The sequence below is a fragment of the Pseudomonas allii genome (genome assembly GCF_055380095.1).
Genome location: NZ_AP039450.1, coordinates 5,807,646 through 5,825,660, shown reverse-complemented (window position 1 = coordinate 5,825,660; position 18,015 = coordinate 5,807,646). Strand labels below are relative to the sequence as shown.

General features: G+C 61.6%; 17 protein-coding genes. 10 read left to right on the top strand and 7 right to left on the bottom strand.

Annotated features, from left to right (window positions below; translation table 11 throughout):
* Positions 1–3 precede the first annotated feature (3 nt).
* On the bottom strand, positions 4–1,437 hold the full coding sequence (gene eat / locus ACZ445_RS26670; RefSeq protein ID WP_058424607.1) for an ethanolamine permease: 1,434 nt from the start codon (positions 1,435–1,437) through the stop codon (positions 4–6).
* A 209-nt stretch (positions 1,438–1,646) separates the two neighbouring features.
* A complete protein-coding gene (gene exaC / locus ACZ445_RS26665; protein WP_058424608.1) occupies positions 1,647–3,167 on the bottom strand; it encodes an acetaldehyde dehydrogenase ExaC in 1,521 nt (506 codons plus the stop codon).
* 272 nt (positions 3,168–3,439) lie between these two features.
* On the opposite strand from exaC, the gene ACZ445_RS26660 reads away from it, so the two are divergent.
* The 5 genes from ACZ445_RS26660 (at position 3,440) to ACZ445_RS26640 (ending at position 8,931) form a co-directional block, all read left to right on the top strand.
* A complete protein-coding gene (locus ACZ445_RS26660) occupies positions 3,440–5,356 on the top strand; it encodes a sigma-54-dependent Fis family transcriptional regulator (protein ID WP_464707769.1) in 1,917 nt (638 codons plus the stop codon).
* A gap of 490 nt (positions 5,357–5,846) precedes the next feature.
* Entirely contained in the window at positions 5,847–6,581 is a 735-nt protein-coding gene (locus ACZ445_RS26655) for a hypothetical protein (RefSeq protein WP_310863803.1), read from the top strand.
* Between the two features lie 97 nt (positions 6,582–6,678).
* Positions 6,679–8,028 carry a UDP-N-acetylmuramate:L-alanyl-gamma-D-glutamyl-meso-diaminopimelate ligase gene (mpl, locus tag ACZ445_RS26650; protein ID WP_058424610.1) on the top strand — a complete coding sequence of 450 codons (1,350 nt, stop codon included), beginning with the start codon at positions 6,679–6,681 and terminating at the stop codon, positions 8,026–8,028.
* Positions 8,025–8,654 carry a flavin prenyltransferase UbiX gene (ubiX, locus tag ACZ445_RS26645; protein WP_028618086.1) on the top strand — a complete coding sequence of 210 codons (630 nt, stop codon included), beginning with the start codon at positions 8,025–8,027 and terminating at the stop codon, positions 8,652–8,654. The genes mpl and ubiX overlap by 4 nt, the downstream gene beginning before the upstream one ends.
* A complete protein-coding gene (locus ACZ445_RS26640; protein WP_179030276.1) occupies positions 8,647–8,931 on the top strand; it encodes a YceK/YidQ family lipoprotein in 285 nt (94 codons plus the stop codon). The genes ubiX and ACZ445_RS26640 overlap by 8 nt, the downstream gene beginning before the upstream one ends.
* A 165-nt stretch (positions 8,932–9,096) precedes the next feature.
* On the opposite strand, the gene ACZ445_RS26635 is transcribed toward ACZ445_RS26640, so the two are convergent.
* From ACZ445_RS26635 to ACZ445_RS26625, 3 genes are all read right to left on the bottom strand, one after another.
* Positions 9,097–9,738 carry an oxidoreductase gene (locus ACZ445_RS26635; RefSeq protein WP_179029641.1) on the bottom strand — a complete coding sequence of 214 codons (642 nt, stop codon included), beginning with the start codon at positions 9,736–9,738 and terminating at the stop codon, positions 9,097–9,099.
* A 30-nt stretch (positions 9,739–9,768) separates the two neighbouring features.
* Positions 9,769–11,487, bottom strand: coding sequence for a C13 family peptidase (locus ACZ445_RS26630; RefSeq protein ID WP_310863801.1), 1,719 nt, complete (start codon positions 11,485–11,487; stop codon positions 9,769–9,771).
* A gap of 105 nt (positions 11,488–11,592) precedes the next feature.
* The gene (locus tag ACZ445_RS26625; protein WP_003194496.1) at positions 11,593–12,048 is read right to left on the bottom strand and encodes a MaoC family dehydratase; all 456 of its coding nucleotides are present in this window, start codon (positions 12,046–12,048) and stop codon (positions 11,593–11,595) included.
* Between the two features lie 181 nt (positions 12,049–12,229).
* Between ACZ445_RS26625 and ACZ445_RS26620 the strand changes: the two genes are divergently transcribed.
* From ACZ445_RS26620 to ACZ445_RS26610, 3 genes are read left to right on the top strand one after another with little or no spacing between them, the layout of a single operon-like run.
* Positions 12,230–12,583 (top strand): CidA/LrgA family protein, encoded by a 354-nt coding sequence (locus ACZ445_RS26620; RefSeq protein ID WP_058427780.1) that lies wholly within the window; start codon positions 12,230–12,232, stop codon positions 12,581–12,583.
* The gene (locus tag ACZ445_RS26615; protein ID WP_464704510.1) at positions 12,580–13,296 is read left to right on the top strand and encodes an LrgB family protein; all 717 of its coding nucleotides are present in this window, start codon (positions 12,580–12,582) and stop codon (positions 13,294–13,296) included. The genes ACZ445_RS26620 and ACZ445_RS26615 overlap by 4 nt, the downstream gene beginning before the upstream one ends.
* A 21-nt stretch (positions 13,297–13,317) precedes the next feature.
* The gene (locus ACZ445_RS26610) at positions 13,318–13,908 is read left to right on the top strand and encodes an LON peptidase substrate-binding domain-containing protein (RefSeq protein WP_058427778.1); all 591 of its coding nucleotides are present in this window, start codon (positions 13,318–13,320) and stop codon (positions 13,906–13,908) included.
* Here the strand turns inward: ACZ445_RS26610 and ACZ445_RS26605 are convergent.
* Both ACZ445_RS26605 and ACZ445_RS26600 read right to left on the bottom strand, forming a co-directional pair.
* Complete coding sequence (locus ACZ445_RS26605) at positions 13,905–15,221, bottom strand: bifunctional DedA family/phosphatase PAP2 family protein (RefSeq protein WP_071493677.1); 1,317 nt, start codon at positions 15,219–15,221, stop codon at positions 13,905–13,907. The genes ACZ445_RS26610 and ACZ445_RS26605 overlap by 4 nt on opposite strands.
* Positions 15,222–15,237: 16 nt before the next feature.
* Positions 15,238–15,921 carry a DNA-3-methyladenine glycosylase gene (locus ACZ445_RS26600; RefSeq protein ID WP_310863819.1) on the bottom strand — a complete coding sequence of 228 codons (684 nt, stop codon included), beginning with the start codon at positions 15,919–15,921 and terminating at the stop codon, positions 15,238–15,240.
* Positions 15,922–16,095: 174 nt separating this feature from the next.
* On the opposite strand from ACZ445_RS26600, the gene ACZ445_RS26595 reads away from it, so the two are divergent.
* A complete protein-coding gene (locus tag ACZ445_RS26595) occupies positions 16,096–17,361 on the top strand; it encodes a glutamate-5-semialdehyde dehydrogenase (protein WP_058427776.1) in 1,266 nt (421 codons plus the stop codon).
* The gene (nadD, locus tag ACZ445_RS26590; protein WP_179029640.1) at positions 17,361–18,005 is read left to right on the top strand and encodes a nicotinate-nucleotide adenylyltransferase; all 645 of its coding nucleotides are present in this window, start codon (positions 17,361–17,363) and stop codon (positions 18,003–18,005) included. The genes ACZ445_RS26595 and nadD overlap by 1 nt, the downstream gene beginning before the upstream one ends.
* Positions 18,006–18,015 lie beyond the last annotated feature (10 nt).

Sequence of the window (18,015 nt, the reverse complement as noted above, 5' to 3'; positions counted from 1 at the left end):
CTATCAGTGCAAGGCGGCCTCTGCGGCCTGGATCGCCGCGAATTCCTCTTCGGGCGTGCCTGCTACCAAGTGATGCCGGCTGTAGAAAGCAAAGTAAGCAATTAATACTCCATAGATGATCGCGGCGCCAATCACCACCCGTGGATCCACCAGAAAGCCCGCCACCACGGCCACGCAGGCCAGCACGAGTGCAACACCCGAAGTAAAGATGCCGCCCGGCGTGCGGTACGGACGGTCCATTTTGGGGCGACGGATGCGCAGGGTGATGTGCGCGGCCATCATCAGCACGTAGGAAATGGTTGCACCGAACACTGCCACCAGGATCAGCAGGTCACCCTGGCCGGTCAGCGACAAGCCAAAACCGATGATCCCGGGGATCACCAGGGCCAGTACCGGCGCCTTGCTTTTGTTGGTTTGCGACAATTTGCGTGGCAGGTAGCCGGCGCGGGACAGCGCGAAGATTTGCCGCGAATAAGCGTAGATAATCGAGAAAAAGCTCGCGATCAGCCCAGCCAGGCCCACCAGATTGACGAAACTGCCCATCCAAGTCGAACCACCGTAGGACAACGCCAGCGCTTCAACCAGCGGGTTGCCGGATTTGATCAGCGCGTAGGTGCCGGCACCGCCCGGTGCGATCACCAGGATCAGCAGGGCAAAACTGGTCAGCACCACAATGGCGCCGATCAGGCCGCGTGGCAGGTCGCGTTTCGGGTTTTTGGTTTCTTCCGCAGCCAGCGGCACGCCCTCTACCGCCAGGAAAAACCAGATGGCGTAAGGAATGGCAGCCCACACACCGACATAGCCGAACGGCAGGAACGTACTGGCGCCCTTGGCCTCGGTCACCGGGATATCCAGCAGGTTGGCGACACTGAAGTGCGGCACCATCGACACCAGGAACACACCCAAGGCAATTGCAGCCACGGCAGTAATCACGAACATCAGCTTCAAGGCTTCGCCGACCCCAAAGATGTGGATGCCGATAAAGATGATGTAGAACGCCAGGTAAATCATCCAGCCGCCAATGCCGAACAGCGACTCGCAATACGCGCCGATAAACACAGCGATGGCGGCGGGGGCGATGGCGTATTCGATCAGGATCGCGGTGCCGGTGAGGAACCCACCCCACGGCCCGAATGCACTGCGGGCGAAGCCGTAGCCACCACCGGCGGTGGGGATCATGGAAGACAGCTCGGCCAAAGAAAAGCACATGCACAGGTACATGGTGGCCATCAGCAATGTGGCCAGGAACATCCCGCCCCAGCCACCCTGGGCCAGGCCGAAGTTCCAGCCGGCGTAGTCGCCGGAGATTACGTAGGCAACGCCAAGGCCGACCAGCAGCACCCAGCCGGCGGCGCCTTTTTTCAGTTCGCGTTGTTGGAAGTATTGGGAGTCGACTTTTTCGAAGTCGACAGAAGATCCAGTCTGTTCGCTAGGCATGGGAAAGTACCTTTCGTTGTTATTGTTTTAACTCGGCATCTGTGTGCCGAATGCACTTCGCAAGTACTTATGAAGATCTAATTGTGGGAGCGGGCTTGCTCGCGAAAGCGGTGGCTCAGTTAATAAATCAGTGACTGTTACACCGCTTTCGCGAGCAAGCCCGCTCCCATATTTTTAATTGCATTTCAACTGTGAGAGCGGGTTGTCAGTTAGAAGAACCCAAGAGGATTAATGTCGTAACTCACCAGCAAGTTCTTGGTCTGCTGGTAGTGATCCAACATCATCTTGTGGGTTTCACGCCCCACGCCGGACTTCTTGTAGCCCCCGAACGCGGCATGGGCCGGGTACAGGTGGTAGCAGTTGGTCCACACGCGGCCCGCCTTGATCGCGCGACCCATGCGGTAGGCGCGGTTGATGTCGCGGGTCCACACACCGGCGCCCAGGCCGAACTCGGTGTCGTTGGCAATCGCCAGGGCTTCCGCTTCGTCCTTGAAGGTGGTGATGCTCACCACTGGGCCGAAGATTTCTTCCTGGAACACGCGCATTTCGTTGGTGCCCTTGAGCAGGGTCGGCTGGATGTAATAGCCGCCAGCCATATCACCGGTGAGCTTCTCGACCTTGCCGCCGGTCAGCAGTTGCGCGCCTTCGCCCTTGGCGATTTCCAGGTAGGACAGGATCTTGTCGAACTGCTGCTCGGACGCCTGGGCGCCGACCATGGTGTCGGTGTCCAACGGGTCGCCGCGTTTGATCGATTCGATCTTCTTCATCACCACTTTCATGAAGTCGTCGTAGATCGACTCTTCCACCAGCGCACGGGAAGGGCAGGTGCACACTTCACCCTGGTTGAAGAACGCCAGCACCAAGCCTTCGGCGGCCTTTTCAATAAAGGACGGTTCGGCTTTCATGATGTCGGCGAAGAAGATGTTCGGCGACTTGCCGCCCAGCTCAACCGTAGACGGAATGATGTTCTCGGCCGCCGCATGCATGATGTGCGCGCCCACGGGCGTGGAGCCGGTGAAGGCAATCTTGGCGATGCGCTTGCTGGTCGCCAGGGCTTCGCCAGCTTCTTTGCCGAAACCTTGAACCACGTTCAACACGCCAGGTGGCAACAGGTCACCGATCACCTCCAGCAGCACGGTGATGCCCAGCGGGGTCTGCTCGGCGGGTTTGAGCACCACGCAGTTACCGGCCGCCAGGGCCGGCGCGAGTTTCCACGCAGCCATCAGGATCGGGAAGTTCCACGGGATGATCTGGCCGACCACGCCCAGCGGTTCATGGAAGTGATAGGACGCAGTGTGTTCGTTGATTTCGGCGCTGGTGCCTTCCTGGGCGCGGATGCAGCCCGCGAAGTAGCGGAAGTGGTCGGCGGCCAGCGGGATGTCGGCGTTGAGGGTTTCCCGCACGGCCTTGCCGTTGTCCCAGGTTTCGGTGATGGCCAGCAGTTCGAGGTTCTGTTCGATGCGGTCGGCGATTTTCAGCAGGACCAGCGAGCGGTCCTGGGCCGAGGTCTTGCCCCAGGCGTCGGCGGCGGCGTGGGCGGCGTCCAGGGCTTTGTCGATGTCTTTGGCGGTGGAGCGCGGGAATTCGGCGATGGGCTTGCCGTTGACCGGCGAAGTGTTGGTGAAATAGTTGCCATCGACCGGCGCAACGAACTCGCCACCGATGTAGTTGCCGTACTTGGCCTTGAACGAAACGATGGCGCCTTCAGTACCGGGGTGTGCGTAACGCATGGTGGGTATCTCCTGGCTTTTATGTTTATTGGGAGCGCAGCGCAGCGAGCGCTTGATAAGCGTAGAGCAAAGGTTGGGCCACTGCTGTGTGAGCCAGCTAAATCAAGGGGTTGGGCATTGTTGCAAGGCGTTGCTGTGGCAGGGTTGATACAGGCTGAGTGACAGTTTGTGCCATAACCGGTACAGCCTGTGACCGGCGGGTCGGCCCGGGATTGCATTGCCTGGGTGGCTGGGGGATGCTGGGGGTTCTCACGCAGGGAGAATAATAAGAAATGCACAACGATCATTTCAGTCGCCATGCCCAGCAAGTGCTCACCGTGGCGCATGGCCGCGACCCGTCCAGCGATCCCTCCATCGCCCGCTCCTGGCTGCGCTGCCTGGAGGACTACCACCTCGATCCTGCGCAAACCATCGCCCCCACCGTGCTTGAACACGGCCGTTTGCTGGAAAGCCGCGAGCGTTTGCAACAGGTGTTGCACATCGCCGGCAGCGAGATGAACAGCCTGCACCAGCAGCTTTCCGGCGCCGGGCATGCGGTGCTGCTGACCGATGCGCGAGGCGTGATCCTCAACTGTGTCACCGCGCCATCAGAGCGCAAGATCTTCGAACGCGCCGGGCTGTGGCTCGGTGCCGATTGGAGTGAAGCGTGCGAAGGCACCAATGGCATCGGCACCTGCCTGGTGGAGCGCCAATCCCTGACCATTCATCGTGACGAACACTTCCGTGGCCGGCATACCGGGCTGACCTGTTCGGCGAGCCCGGTGTTCGATCCCCATGGCGATCTGCTGGCCGTGCTGGATGTGTCTTCGGCGCGCGAAGCAGTGTCGCGCCAGAGTCAATTCCACACCATGGCGCTGGTCAACCTGTCGGCGAAGATGATCGAGAGTTGTTACTTCCTGCGGCATTTTGAAAACCACTGGTTGCTGCGCTTTCACTTGCAGGCTGAATCGGTGGGGCTGTTCAGTGAAGGATTGCTGGCATTCGATGGCGATGGGCGCATCTGCGCGGTGAATCAAAGTGCGCTGAACCTGTTGGGGCAGTTGCGTGGCAGCCTGCTGGGCCAGCCAGTGGAGGCGTTTTTCGAATGCGCCCTCGATCAGTTGCTCGGCCGCGCCAGCGCCAATGCCACCGCCAGTTGGCCGTTGCGTACCCGCGATGGGCGGCATTTGTTCGCGGCGCTGCGCGGTCAGGTGCGCACTATTCCCACGCCCATCGCCAAACCTGCGATGGTGGAGCGGCCGCGCCTGCCCGGCATTTGCCTGGGCGATCCGGCCCTGCAACAGGACTTCAGCAAGGCGCTGCGGGTTTTCGAGCGCGATGTGCCGTTGCTCATCAATGGCGAAACCGGTTCCGGCAAAGAGGCCTTTGCCAAGGCGGTGCATCAGGCCAGCCAGCGGGCCGACAAGGCGTTTGTGGCACTCAACTGTGCCGCCATCCCGGAAAGCCTGATCGAAAGTGAGTTGTTCGGCTATCGCGGCGGCAGCTTTACCGGTGCGCGCAAGGAGGGCATGCAAGGCAAGTTGCAGCAAGCGGATGGCGGCACCCTGTTTCTCGACGAAATCGGCGATATGCCCCTGGCGCTGCAAACCCGTCTGCTAAGAGTGCTGGAGGACCGACTGGTGGTGCCGCTCGGCGGTGAGCCCCAGGCGGTAAACGTACGAATTATCAGCGCCACCCACCGGAATCTGCTGGCGCGTGTGCAGGACGGCAGCTTCCGCGAGGACTTGTACTACCGGCTCAATGGCCTGGAAATTCCCCTGCCGGCACTGCGTGATCGCGCGGACAAATCCCAGTTGCTGGATTTTCTGCTGGCCCAGGAGGCGGGTGAGCAACAGGTCACCCTTGATCCTGCTGCACGCCGGGTATTGTTGGTCTTCGCCTGGCCGGGCAACGTACGACAACTGCGCATGGTACTGCGCACGTTGATTGCGTTGTGTGCGGACGGCCTTGTTCGTCTTGAAGACGTGCCCGCCCGTGTTCGGGATTCGCAGACCACACAGGTAAACGACACCCTGCCATCGGCTGAGTCATCGCTTGAAGTCGCCGAACGTGGCGCGTTGCTGGCCGCCTTGGCGCAGCAACACTGGCATATGAGCCAGACGGCCGTTTTATTGGGTGTCAGTCGAAATACGCTGTATAGAAAGTTGCGCAAGTACGGAATCGCGCGTCAATTGCGCCAGGAGTGTTAGTTGCCGGTCGCTTATTAACTGCGGCGTGTAAGTCACGGTTATCACTCACCGTCCGAGGGCTCGGCTTTGTTTGCGCGGCACTGGTTTTCTGGAACTGGTGGCTGGTTTTTCAAGACGCAGAGGATAAGGCCAATATGCAATGTGGCCTTGCCTGTCTCAACAACCATCCGTATCAGAAGTTATCAGGGTGAAGGTTATGCGTATAACAGGTCAGACTCCATCAACACCTATGCAATCTGAACAATCATCCACCGAGTTATCAAAAGAGCCCATTGCACTGCCCATTAGTTCTCCCAGTGATGAAGCCCGAAACGAGCAGGACGTACACAGCCGCCGGAAGAGGGGTTTGTTTAATAACCCGTTCAGACGGCGTCTGTCATCACCACCGACGCGGGGATTCAGCGTTGGAGGCTCACCGCCACGCACCAATACCCCGCCTGCAAGCTCAACGCCGCCGACGAGGTCTGCGGGAAGTGTCTTCAGGAGTGTTTTGCCAAAGATCACCGGCCAGCCGGTGGCCAATGTGATTCCTTCCCAGAGCCATGTTGCTCCCAAGACCCTGGCTGAAGTGACGCAAAATCTGATGGTTGCGGACCGACTGCACAAGGCGGGAGTGTTTTCCAATACCCCCACAATCGGCACTGTTGCCCGTGATGCCTTTGTAAATGCGGGAATCAACGGGTTCGTCAGTACTCCGCTCAGCATCGCAACGTACGCGGGCTCCGCTTGGACAGGGGAACTGATCAAGGGCCATTTCGCCCCGCAGACCCCCATGCTTCCACCGGTTCACCAGCCGGCCCCCAGCACTCAGGGGGCAACGCCCGCAGGTGGTGTTTCGACGCAGAGTAATGTGGGCACTCGATTGGCGCTCGCCGAACTGCGTATTGAAGTCGTGGCGAACAGCATCATGGCAATACGGGAGGGGACGGATGCGAAGGTCCTCAAGTTGATGGAGGCCGGGGCGCGATCTTCGAGTGAACGACTGGCTACGCTGGAGGCGCTGTATGACGCTGCTGAAAAAGAATTGAAGAAGATCGGCGAGGAAAACGACATGATCTTCCGGCCTTACGACGCTTCTTCCGGTGCTGCGACCGGCACCGACAGCAGCCGGCTGGACAGCCTGGACAAGCGGTTTGAGGTGGTGAACAAGTTCATCGGCAAACTCATCGTGCTCAAGGCCACTGAGTTACCTGTCGAAACAACAGCTGATACGGCGACCGTCTGAGTCCCCGGGCGGCCCTCCGGGGCCGCTACCTGACAGCTAAAGAGTGCGATTTTCGCCCCCCTGCGCTAACCTGCCTCGATGTTTTACGAGGTCGACTATGCACATTCATATTCTCGGTATTTGCGGCACATTCATGGGCTCGATGGCGGTTCTGGCCAAAGAACTGGGCCATCACGTCACGGGCTCCGACGCCAACGTCTATCCGCCCATGAGTACGCAACTCGAGGCCCAGGGTATCGAACTGACCCAAGGCTACGACCCGGCGCAATTCGACCCGGTCCCGGACCTCGTGGTGATCGGCAATGCCATGTCCCGTGGCAACCCGGCGGTCGAATACGTCCTCAATAAAGGTTTGCCTTATGTGTCTGGCCCGCAGTGGCTGGCCGACCATGTATTGCAAGGCCGTTGGGTATTGGCGGTCGCCGGCACCCACGGCAAGACCACCACCAGCAGTATGCTGGCCTGGGTGCTCGAACATGCGGGCATGAGCCCGGGCTTTTTGATCGGCGGTGTGCCGCAGAACTTCTCGGTGTCGGCGCGCCTGGGCGACACACCGTTCTTCGTGATCGAGGCAGATGAATACGACAGCGCGTTCTTCGACAAGCGTTCCAAGTTCGTTCACTACCGACCGCGCACCGCGATCCTGAACAACCTGGAGTTCGATCACGCCGACATCTTCCCCGACCTCGCGGCCATCGAGCGCCAGTTCCACCACTTGGTACGTACTATTCCAAGTGAAGGCCTGGTGATCCACCCCACTACTGAGCCGGCCTTGCAGCGCGTGATCGAGATGGGCTGCTGGACCCCGGTACAAACCACCGGCGCGGGCGGGCAGTGGCAGGTCAAGTTACTCAGTGAAGATGGTTCGCGCTTTGAAGTGCTGTTCGAAGGTGAAGCCCAGGGCATCGTCGAGTGGGACATGACCGGTCAGCACAACGTCGCCAATGCCTTGGTGACCCTGGCGGCTGCGCGGCATGTAGGCGTGGTGCCGTCCATGGGCATTGCCGCATTGAGCGCGTTCAAGAGTGTGAAGCGGCGTATGGAAAAAGTCGCCGATGTGAATGGGATTACCATCTACGACGACTTTGCCCACCACCCCACGGCGATTGCCACCACCCTGGATGGCCTGCGCAAGCGCGTTGGCGATGCGCCGATCATTGCGATTGTCGAGCCGCGCTCCAACTCCATGAAGCTTGGCGCGCACCGCGACGGCCTGCCGGAAAGCGTCAACGATGCCGACCAGGTGGTCTGGTACGCACCGGCTAATCTCGGCTGGGACCTGCCGGCGATTGCCGCCCTGTGCACGGTGCCGTCCAGCGTCTGCGACTCCATCGAAGGCATCATCGAGCACGTCAAGCATCAAGCCAAGCCGGGTACCCATGTGGTGGTCATGAGCAACGGCGGCTTTGGTGGCCTGCATGGCAAGCTGGCCGAGGCGCTGAAATGAGCGGCCCGGAGCGCGTCACCCTGGCGATGACCGGCGCATCTGGCGCGCCCTATGGCTTGCGACTGTTGGACTGTCTGGTACGTGAAGACCGCGAAGTGCACTTCCTGATCTCCAAGGCCGCGCAGTTGGTGATGGCCACCGAGACCGACGTGGCACTGCCGCCCAAGGTGCAGACCATGCAGGCGTTCCTCACCGAATACACCGGTGCGGCGGCGGGGCAGATCAAGGTCTACGGTAAAGAGGACTGGATGTCGCCGGTGGCGTCTGGCTCCGGTGCGCCGGCGGCGATGGTTGTGGTGCCGTGTTCCACCGGCACTTTGTCGGCGATTGCCACGGGGGCCTGCAACAACCTGATCGAACGGGCGGCGGACGTCACGCTGAAGGAGCGCCGGCAGTTGATCCTGGTGCCCCGTGAGGCGCCTTACTCCAGTATTCACCTGGAACACATGCTCAAGTTGTCGAACATGGGCGTGACGATCCTGCCGGCCTCGCCGGGTTTCTATCACCAACCGCAGACCATCGATGACCTGGTGGATTTTGTGGTGGCGCGCATCCTCAACCTGCTGAACATTCCCCAGGACATGCTGCCGCGTTGGGGTGAGCACCATTTGAGCAGCGATGAATAAGGTGCTGTTGGTCCTGCTGGCGCTGCAACTGACGGGCTGCGCCACCGCGCGGACGTTGGACGCGGCGCAACCGGGTGCGCCGGTGGTGTATGCCGGCACGCGCTTGGATTTGTATGCAATGAATGGCGGCTGCTGCGCCAAGGACAGATTTGGTGCCGAGGCGCCGAGTTATCCTGGGGTGGATCTGCCCGCCAGTGCCCTGCTCGATACCTTGTTGTTGCCGCTGTCGGTGTTGACGGTACTCGGGGTGGGATTCAACGCCACAGGCGGTCTGTAACCCTGTGGCGAGCAGGCTCGCCCCGCGTTGGCCTGCGAAGCAGGCCCAGTGAGATCGCCGATGCGTGTCAGGCAAAATGCGTTATCTGGTTTTGGGGCTGCTTCGCAGCCCAACGCGGGGCAAGCCCGCTCGCCACAAAAAGGCCCTTCAGTGGGAAAGGACCGGTTACTTGCCGAGTTTGCGCAACTCGTCCGACTCCACCACCCGCACCCCATCCTGTTCCTCCAGCGCCAGGCGCCACATGGCGCGGGCCAGTTCGCACACCTCAATGCCGCGGTATTTGCCCGGAATCAAGCGCGACAGCGGCCCGGCCAATTGTTCCGTCAGGCGCGGTTCCAAGCGCTCCCCCAGCAACAACGACGGCCGCACGATGGTCAGCTGTGGCCAGTCCTGCGCCCTCAAGGCTTGTTCCATTTCCCCCTTGACCCGGTTGTAGAACACCGAGGATTTCGGGTCGGCGCCAATCGCGCTGATCACGATCAGGTGCCGCGCGCCCATTTCCCGCGCGCGCTTGGCGAAGGCCACGACCATGTCCAGGTCCACCGCGCGAAAGGCGGCTTCGGAACCGGCTTGTTTGATGGTGGTGCCCAGGCAGCAGAAAGCGATATCGACGCGGCCGCTCAGTTGCGGCAAGAACACCGCCGGGTCGCCCACCGGGTTTTCCAAATGTGGGTGTTCGGCCAGCGGCTTGCGGCTGGGTGCGAGCACGCGGGTCACGGTGGGTTCGTTGAGCAGGCGGTCGAGCAGGTGTTCGCCGGTAAGGCCGGTGGCTCCGGCGAGCAAGATATGCTGAGGCGTCAGGTACATGGTGTTTCCCCCCTTGTTACACGTTACAGCTTAGTTGCCTTTGGCTTCCTTGCTATTCATTGAGACGCTTTCCAGGGCCTTTCGTGCCTGCTGTTTGCGTAATAATTGCCAGTGGGCGATCACCCCCTTGGGGGCCCAGATCTGCGGTTCGGAGGCTTCGAAGTTGTCCGCCTGTTCGCGTTCGGCCACATGCAGTTGCGCCAGCTTGAAGGCTTGCTGCAAGTCGTCGGTCTGGTTGAGGGCTTGGGCGAAGAGGGCGTCGCCGAAGTAGGTGAAGTCGGCTTCCTCGGAGCAGCCGAAAGACACGCGGTCGGCCCGGGAGGCGGTCATGATCAGCGTGTGCTCATCCTTCAAGGCGGGGATGAAGCCGCCGGAGTAGCAGGCCGAAATCACCACGATCTTGTCGCGGTTCTTCAGCGGCGCCAGCACGGCCGCCAGCTCATCGGCTGGCAGGTCGGCCAGCTCCATGCGCGGCTGGTCCAGCACCAGTTCGTGTTCGTGGGTGCCGTGGCTGGTCATGTAGATGAACACCAGGTCTTCCGGGCCAGTGCGTTCGGCCAGGGTTTGCACGGCGCGACGCAAGCTTTCGCGGGTGGCCAGGGGGCGGTCGGTGATGTGGTCGCGGTGATTGACCAGACGAATCTGCCCGCGTGCGCCGAAGCGGGTGGCGAGCATGTTGCTGACGTAATCGGCTTCGCGCAGGAACACGCTTTGTTTACCGTCGCCAGCCACGGCCAGGGTGTACAGCTCCACGGCGGGAGTGGAGGCAGGCACGGCGGCGAGGGCTGCGTCGAGCAGGCGGCCCTGGGCCAGTACGCCAATTTCCAATGGGTCGGGCAGCAGTTTGCCGTCGGCATCACGCACGCGCATGCCGTTCACCCAGGTGCCGGCCTGCACGGTGCCATCGGTGAGAACGAGCGTGCCTTTGCCTTGATAGCTGTCGCTGTCGAAACCGCCGATATAGAAGCTGCCGTCGGTGAGGTTCAGCCGGCCTTCGCCGGTAAAGCGCCAATCAGCGAACTGGCCGACGTAGTGGCTGCCGTCCACACCGATCAACTCGCCCTTGCCGCTGAGCGCGCCTTCCTTGAACTGGCCGATCCACACATCGCCGTCGGCATTCTCGTAGCGGCCCTTGCCGTTGAGTTGGTTCTGCTTGAACTGGCCGACATAGATGTCGCCATCGGCGCTGTTAAAGGTGCCGTTGCCTTCCAGCTGGCCATCGACGAAATGGCCGCTGAACTGGTTGCCGCTGTCGTCGTTTCGCTGGCCTTCGCCATTCGGTTTGCCGTGGGCGAACTGGCCCTGGTACTGGCTGCCGTCCGCCAGCTCCAGGCGCCCGAGGCCGGAATACTGGTCGTCCTTGAATTCGCCGCGGTAGGTCATCTGCCCCTCTTTGAGGGTGCCTTCGCCGTTGCGTCGACCATTCTTGAAGCCGCCCACATAGTGGCTGCCCGCCGTGGTCAGGCTGCCCTGGCCATCGAACAAGCCTTGCTGGAACTGGCCTTTATAGACTTCGCCGTTGCTGCCATGCCACTCGCCCTGACCGTGCCATTGGCCCTTGTCGAACTGGCCGGCGTACCAGCTGCCGTTGGGGTAGTCCACGCGGCCCTGGCCCTGCAGCAAGCCATCGACCACATCACCCCGGTAGCGGCCGCCGTCAGGCAGGCGCGCATCGGGCGGCAACAGCGATTCGCCGTCTCCGCAAGCGGTGAGCAACAGGGCAAGGGCGAGGGGAGCGAGTGGGCGCATAGCGGGATCCGGATAATTGAGCGCCGAGTATGCCGCAGCTGCGAGTTTCATACATAAATTTACATACCCTGTGGTGAGGTTTATTTCCTCACCACAGGCGCGGTCTTACACGAAGCAGAGTGACAACGACTCGGCAATGTAAGCCGGTTTTTCCTGGCCTTCGATTTCCAGGGTGGCGGTGGCCTTGAACAGCCACTGGCCTGGCTTTTTCTCGGTGACGTCGGTCAGGGTCACGTTCAGGCGCACCTTGGAATTGACCTTCACCGGCTGGATGAAGCGCACGCTGTCCAGCCCATAATTGACCGCCATCTTCAGGCCTTCGGGCATGATCAGGATGTCTTCCATCAGCTTGGGCATCAGCGACAGCGACAGGAATCCGTGGGCAATGGTGCTGCCGAACGGGGTTTGCGCAGCCTTGACCGGGTCGACATGGATGAACTGATGATCGCCCGTGGCCTCGGCGAACAGGTTGATGCGCGCCTGATCGATGGTGAGCCATTCGGAACGTCCCAGTTCCTTGCCGACATAGTCTTTGAGCTGCGCTACGGGTACATAGGGCATTGCGTCTCTCCTTGGTTCATCATTTTTGCCGCCCTGCAGGGCATGTTTTTTAGGGATTACAGAGAACCAATGTAGATCATCATGGCCAATCGGCCCGGTCAACCCACCATGCTTTTGGCGAATGCCGATGCATAGGGCGGGCATGCTTATAATGCGGGCGAGTTTCGAGGGGGAAGAACGGATGCTGTTACGGGGCCTGACCTGGCTGGTGCTGTTTCAACTGATCGGCACCGCGATCAATCATTTGCTGGTGCCGGTGCTGCCGGGGCCGATTATCGGGCTGCTGCTGATGCTGGGTTTCCTGGTGTGGCGCGGCGAAGTCGGCGAGCCATTGAGCCTGGCCGCCAGCAGCCTGTTGCGTTACTTGCCGTTGCTGCTGGTACCGCCGGCGGTGGGCGTGATGGTGTATGCCAAGGACATCGCTGCGGACTTCTGGGCCATTGTTGGCGCACTGGTGTTGTCGCTGGTGATTGCCATGGGCTTTGTCGGCGTGTTGATGCAGCAGATGGTCAAGCGCAAGGAGAAGGATCAATGACCGTCGACTGGCAGGGCGCCTGGACGTCGGTGATCCATCACCCGTTGTTCGGCATTGGCATCACCCTCGGTGCCTATCAACTGGTACTGGCCGGTTTCGAGAAAACCCGCTGGATCTTCCTGCAACCGGTGCTGGTTTCCATGCTACTGGTGATCGGCGTGCTGATCAGCTGTGGCCTGAGCTACGCCGAGTACCGCAAGAGCACCGAGATCATGGGCATCCTGCTGGGCCCGGCGACGGTGGCCCTGGCGGTGCCACTCTATCTGAACCTGCGGCGCATTCGCCAATTGTTCTGGCCGATTTTTACTACGCTGGTGATAGGCGGGGTGTTGGCCACCGGCCTGAGCGTACTGCTGGGCTGGTGGTTTGGCGCCGAACATAGGATGTTGATGACCATGGCGCCCAAATCCGTGACCTCACCGATCGCTATGCTGGTGGCCGAGCAGATCGGCGGTGTGGCGGCCTTGGCGGCGGTGTTTGTGCTGATCACCGGGGTGATCGGCGCGATGATCGGCCCGGCATACCTGTCGCGGCTCGGCGTGCACAGCCCTGAGGCGCGTGGCATGGCCCTGGGCATGACCGCCCACGCGGTCGGCACCTCGGTGGCGTTGCAGGAAAGCGAAGAGTGCGGCGCCTTTGCAGCGCTGGCCATGAGTCTGATGGGCGTGGCCACGGCAGTGTTCCTGCCGCTGGCTGTGTCGGTGATCGTTTAAACCAGGGTTAAGGAAACCTTTATGAGTCTGGCGCTGTTCCCGCTCAATACCGTGCTGTTCCCAGGCTGCACCCTCGACCTGCAACTGTTCGAGGCGCGCTACCTGGATATGGTCGCCCGCTGCATGAAAAAGGGCGAAAGCTTCGGCGTGGTGTGCATCCTCGACGGCAAGGAAGTGGGCCTGGCCCCGGACGGTTACGCGCTGATCGGCTGTGAAGCGCTGATTCGCGACTTCAAGCAGCAGGACAATGGCCTGCTGGGGATTCGTGTCGAAGGTGGTCGCCGGTTCCGGGTGCGCGACGCTGGCGTGCAGAAAGACCAACTGCTGGTGGCTGATGTGCAGTGGCTAGAGGAACTGCCGGACCAACCGCTGGAAGAAGAGGACGCTGACCTGCTGGCGTTGCTCCAGGCCTTGGCCGAGCACCCGATGGTGGCCTCGCTGGACATGGACGCCCACGCCGACGGGCAGCAAGCCTTGGGCAATCAACTGGCGTATCTGCTGCCCTTCACCGAGGCTGACAAGATCGATCTGTTGCAACTCGATGATCCGCAGCAGCGCCTGGATGCGATCCAGATGCTGCTCGATGAGTTGCAGGGCGAGCTGTTCACTTAATAGGCATAACGCAGCAGGGCGTGGGGCGTGCCGGTGAGGGCGATAAAGCTGAGCACCGCCACCAACGCCGGCAGCAACAGCCACCAGGCTTTTTGCGGCATGGCCGGCAGCGGGCTGCGGTACTGGCTGACCCCCAGGCTGAACGCACAGACCGTCATCGCCAGCAGCGTGCCGGCCAGGATGTCTGTGGGCCAATGCGCGCCGAGGTAGACCCGCGACAATGCGATGAAGGCGGCGGGAATACAGCCCAGCAGCATCCAGGTCAGGCGCAACCGGATAGGTTGTCCGCGCCCGGCCAGGACCGCCAGGGCCAGGAAAAACGCAAACGCGCCGGACGCATGGCCACTGGGCATGCTGAAACTGGTCAGCGGGTCTGTGAGGATTTCCGGGCGGCCACGGGCGAAAAACAGCTTGGTCCCGGTGTTGATTACAGCCGCCCCGGCGAGAGTCGCGCCAACAAACAGCGCATGGCGCCATTGCCGAGCCACTAGCAGCAGGCCGGTGAATACGGCGCTGGCGACGAACATCTTCTTGAATTCGCCCAGTTGGGTGATGCGCACCATCACTTCGTCCAGCCAGGGGCTGCGGTGCTCCTGTACCAGGGCGCTCAGGCCCTGGTCAAAGTCATTGAGGTGTGGGTAGCCGATAAACAAGGCGATCAACATCGTCAGGCTGGCGCAACCGATCCAAAGGGTGGCGCGACGATGGCCGCGCAGGCTGCTGTTCAAGCTCAGGCCCACCACCACCGCGATACAGGCTGCCACGACCCCCGCTTCAGGCCAGAAACCCTCCGGCAATGGCAGGCGGAACGCGGCGCCGGTTGCCCAGCCTGGCAGCAGATACGCTACCGACCAGCCCGCCGCCGCCACGATGCTCACCGCCGCGAAGCGCGGGAAGGGCATGTCGCACATCCCGGCCACCATCGGCAGCATGGGCCGCAGCGGGCCGATGAAGCGCCCGACCAGCAGGCTGGCAATGCCGTACTTGTGGAAGTAGGTTTCGGCGCCGTTCATCCATTCAGGGTGATGACGCAAGCCAGGCAAGCGCCGGATGTTCTGGTGGAAATGTCGCCCCAGGTAGTAGGAAACCCCGTCGCCCAGCAAGCCGCCGAGGAAACCCAGCAACAGGGTTTCGCTCAGTGACAGCGCGCCGCTGCCGGCCAGGGCGGCAATGGCAAACAACAATACCGTGCCCGGCACGATCAGCCCGGCGATAGCCAGGCACTCCACGCAGGCGACGATAAACACCGCGACCGCCAGCCATTCGGGGTTCAGGGTCAACCAGCCGGTAATGCTATCGAGCCATTGGCCCATACAATCCACTCCCTGCTCAAATCAAAAAATAATCGCGGCCTTCGACCTGGCCCCGGCGCAGCGGGTTCCGCGTGCAATAAGGCGCATAGCCAGCATCGACGAAGCGGTACATCAGGTGTTCATCACGGCCGCTGGGGATCCCCAGGCGGGTGGTCTGGATGACCTGGGCCGGGGTCTGCCCCACATCCTCCACGTAGAGCCGTTCCTGATCGAAGCGCTTGGCATCCCACGCCGGCACCTTCAACCCCAGGGCCTTACACAGCAGGGTCTGGCCGGCGCATAGTTTTTGCGAGGCGCGGGGGCTGCCGTCCGGGTTCGGGTTGTTCAACAACATCTGCGCCAGACTGGCTGGGCCGGATAATTCATCGACCCATGGATAGGCCGATTTGATCAACACGGCATTGCCTGGCCCATGGGCGCTGAAGTTCAGCGAATCGCCACCGCGGGCGTAGTACATGTAGATATGCCCGCCGTCCAGAAACAAAGCCTTACGCTTTTCTGTGTAGCCCAATGAAGCGTGACTGCCTTTTTCCGCCACGTAATAGGCTTCGGTTTCAATAATCCGCGCCGAAAGCCAGGTTTCACCGACGCGATGGCGGATGACTTTCCCGAGCAATTCCTGCGCAAGTATTTGCGCGTCACGGTCGAAGAAGCAGTCGGGCAGGGCGCTGGCGGGGAGTCGGGGTGATGAACTGGGCATGGCGGTCAGGGTAAATACGGCTAAATGTGACGGAATCATAACAACTCCCGCCTTAATTACCGCTGAACCCCAGGTTTTTACAGTTCATTTCGACCATCCGCCCCTCACCGCTGTCAGTCGGGCGGCGTCACAGCTATAATCTGCCGCTTTCCTCCCTGCCAAGACTCCCTGACCATGACTGAGTCCGTTCTTGACTACATGACCCGCCTGGGTCGCGCTGCCCGTCAGGCCTCGCGGTTGATCGCCCGTGCGAGCACTGCGCAGAAGAACCGTGCCCTGCTGGCCGCCGCCGATGCTCTGGATGCTTCGCGCTCCGAGCTCAGCGCCGCCAACGAACTGGACCTGGCCAACGGCCGCGCCAATGGCCTGGAGCCGGCCCTGCTGGACCGCCTGGCCCTGACCCCGGCACGTATCGACGACATGATCGAAGGCCTGCGTCAGGTGGCCAAGCTGCCTGACCCCATCGGTGAAATCCGCGACATGCGTTACCTGCCGTCCGGCATCCAGGTCGGCAAGATGCGCGTGCCCCTGGGCGTGATCGGGATCATTTACGAGTCGCGTCCGAACGTGACCATCGACGCCGCGAGCCTGTGCCTCAAGTCCGGCAACGCCACCATCCTGCGCGGCGGTTCCGAGGCGATCAATTCCAACCGTGCCATCGCGGCCTGCATCCAGCAGGGCCTGGCCGTGGCCGAGTTGCCCGCCGAAGTGGTGCAAGTGGTGGAAACCACCGACCGCGCCGCCGTAGGCGCGTTGATCACCATGCCGGAATTCGTCGACGTGATCGTGCCGCGCGGTGGTAAGAGCCTGATCGAACGCGTCAGCCGCGATGCCAAGGTGCCAGTGATCAAGCACCTGGACGGCGTGTGCCACGTGTACATCGACATCGCCGCCGACATCGACAAGGCGATCCGCATCGCCGACAACGCCAAGACTCACCGCTACGCCCCGTGCAACACCATGGAAACCCTGCTGGTGCACGTCGGCATTGCCGAGCGCGTGCTGCCGCCGCTGGCTGCCATCTACCGCGACAAAGGCGTTGAACTGCGCGGTTGCGAGCGCACCCGTGCGCTGCTCGGGGCGGACGTGATCGAGGCGACCGAGCTGGACTGGTACACCGAATACACCGCGCCGATCCTGTCGATCAAGATCGTCGATGACCTCGACGAAGCCATCGAACACATCAACACCTACGGCTCCAAGCACACCGACGCCATCGTCTCCGAGCATTTCAGCGATGCGCGGCGCTTCCTCAACGAAGTGGACTCCGCTTCGGTGATGATCAACGCCTCGACGCGTTTTGCCGACGGCTTCGAATACGGCCTGGGCGCGGAGATCGGCATTTCCACCGACAAGCTCCACGCCCGTGGCCCGGTCGGGCTGGAAGGCCTGACCAGCGAGAAGTACGTGGTGTTCGGCGACGGTCATGTGCGCACTTGATGGGTAAACGCATCGGGCTGCTCGGCGGTACCTTCGACCCCGTGCACATCGGCCATTTGCGCAGTGCCCTGGAAGTCGCGGATGCCCTCGTGCTGGACGAGCTGCGCGTGATGCCCAACGCGCGCCCGCCCCATCGCGATACGCCGCAGGTGTCACCGCAGCAACGCCTGGAGATGGTGCGCCTGGCGGTGGAAGGCATAACGCCGCTGGTGGTGGACGACCGCGAGCTCAAGCGCGATAAACCGTCCTACACTGTTGACACCCTGGAGCTGATACGCGCCGAGTTGGCCGTAGATGACCAGTTGTTTTTGCTTCTGGGCTGGGACGCTTTTTGCGGCCTGCCCTCTTGGCATCGTTGGGAGGAACTCCTCCAGCATTGCCACATCCTGGTTCTGCAACGCCCGGATGCCGACAGCGAACCGCCGGATGCCTTGCGCAACCTGCTGGCCGCGCGGTCGGTAAGTGACCCCTTGGCCCTGACCGGGCCGAACGGGAATATTGCATTCGTCTGGCAGACCCCGCTTGCGGTGTCCGCCACCCAGATCCGTCAACTGCTGGCCAGCGGGAAGTCGGTACGTTTCCTGGTGCCTGACGCGGTCCTGGCCTACATCGATGCGCACGGGCTTTACCGTGCGTCGAACTGAAAAGGCGCGC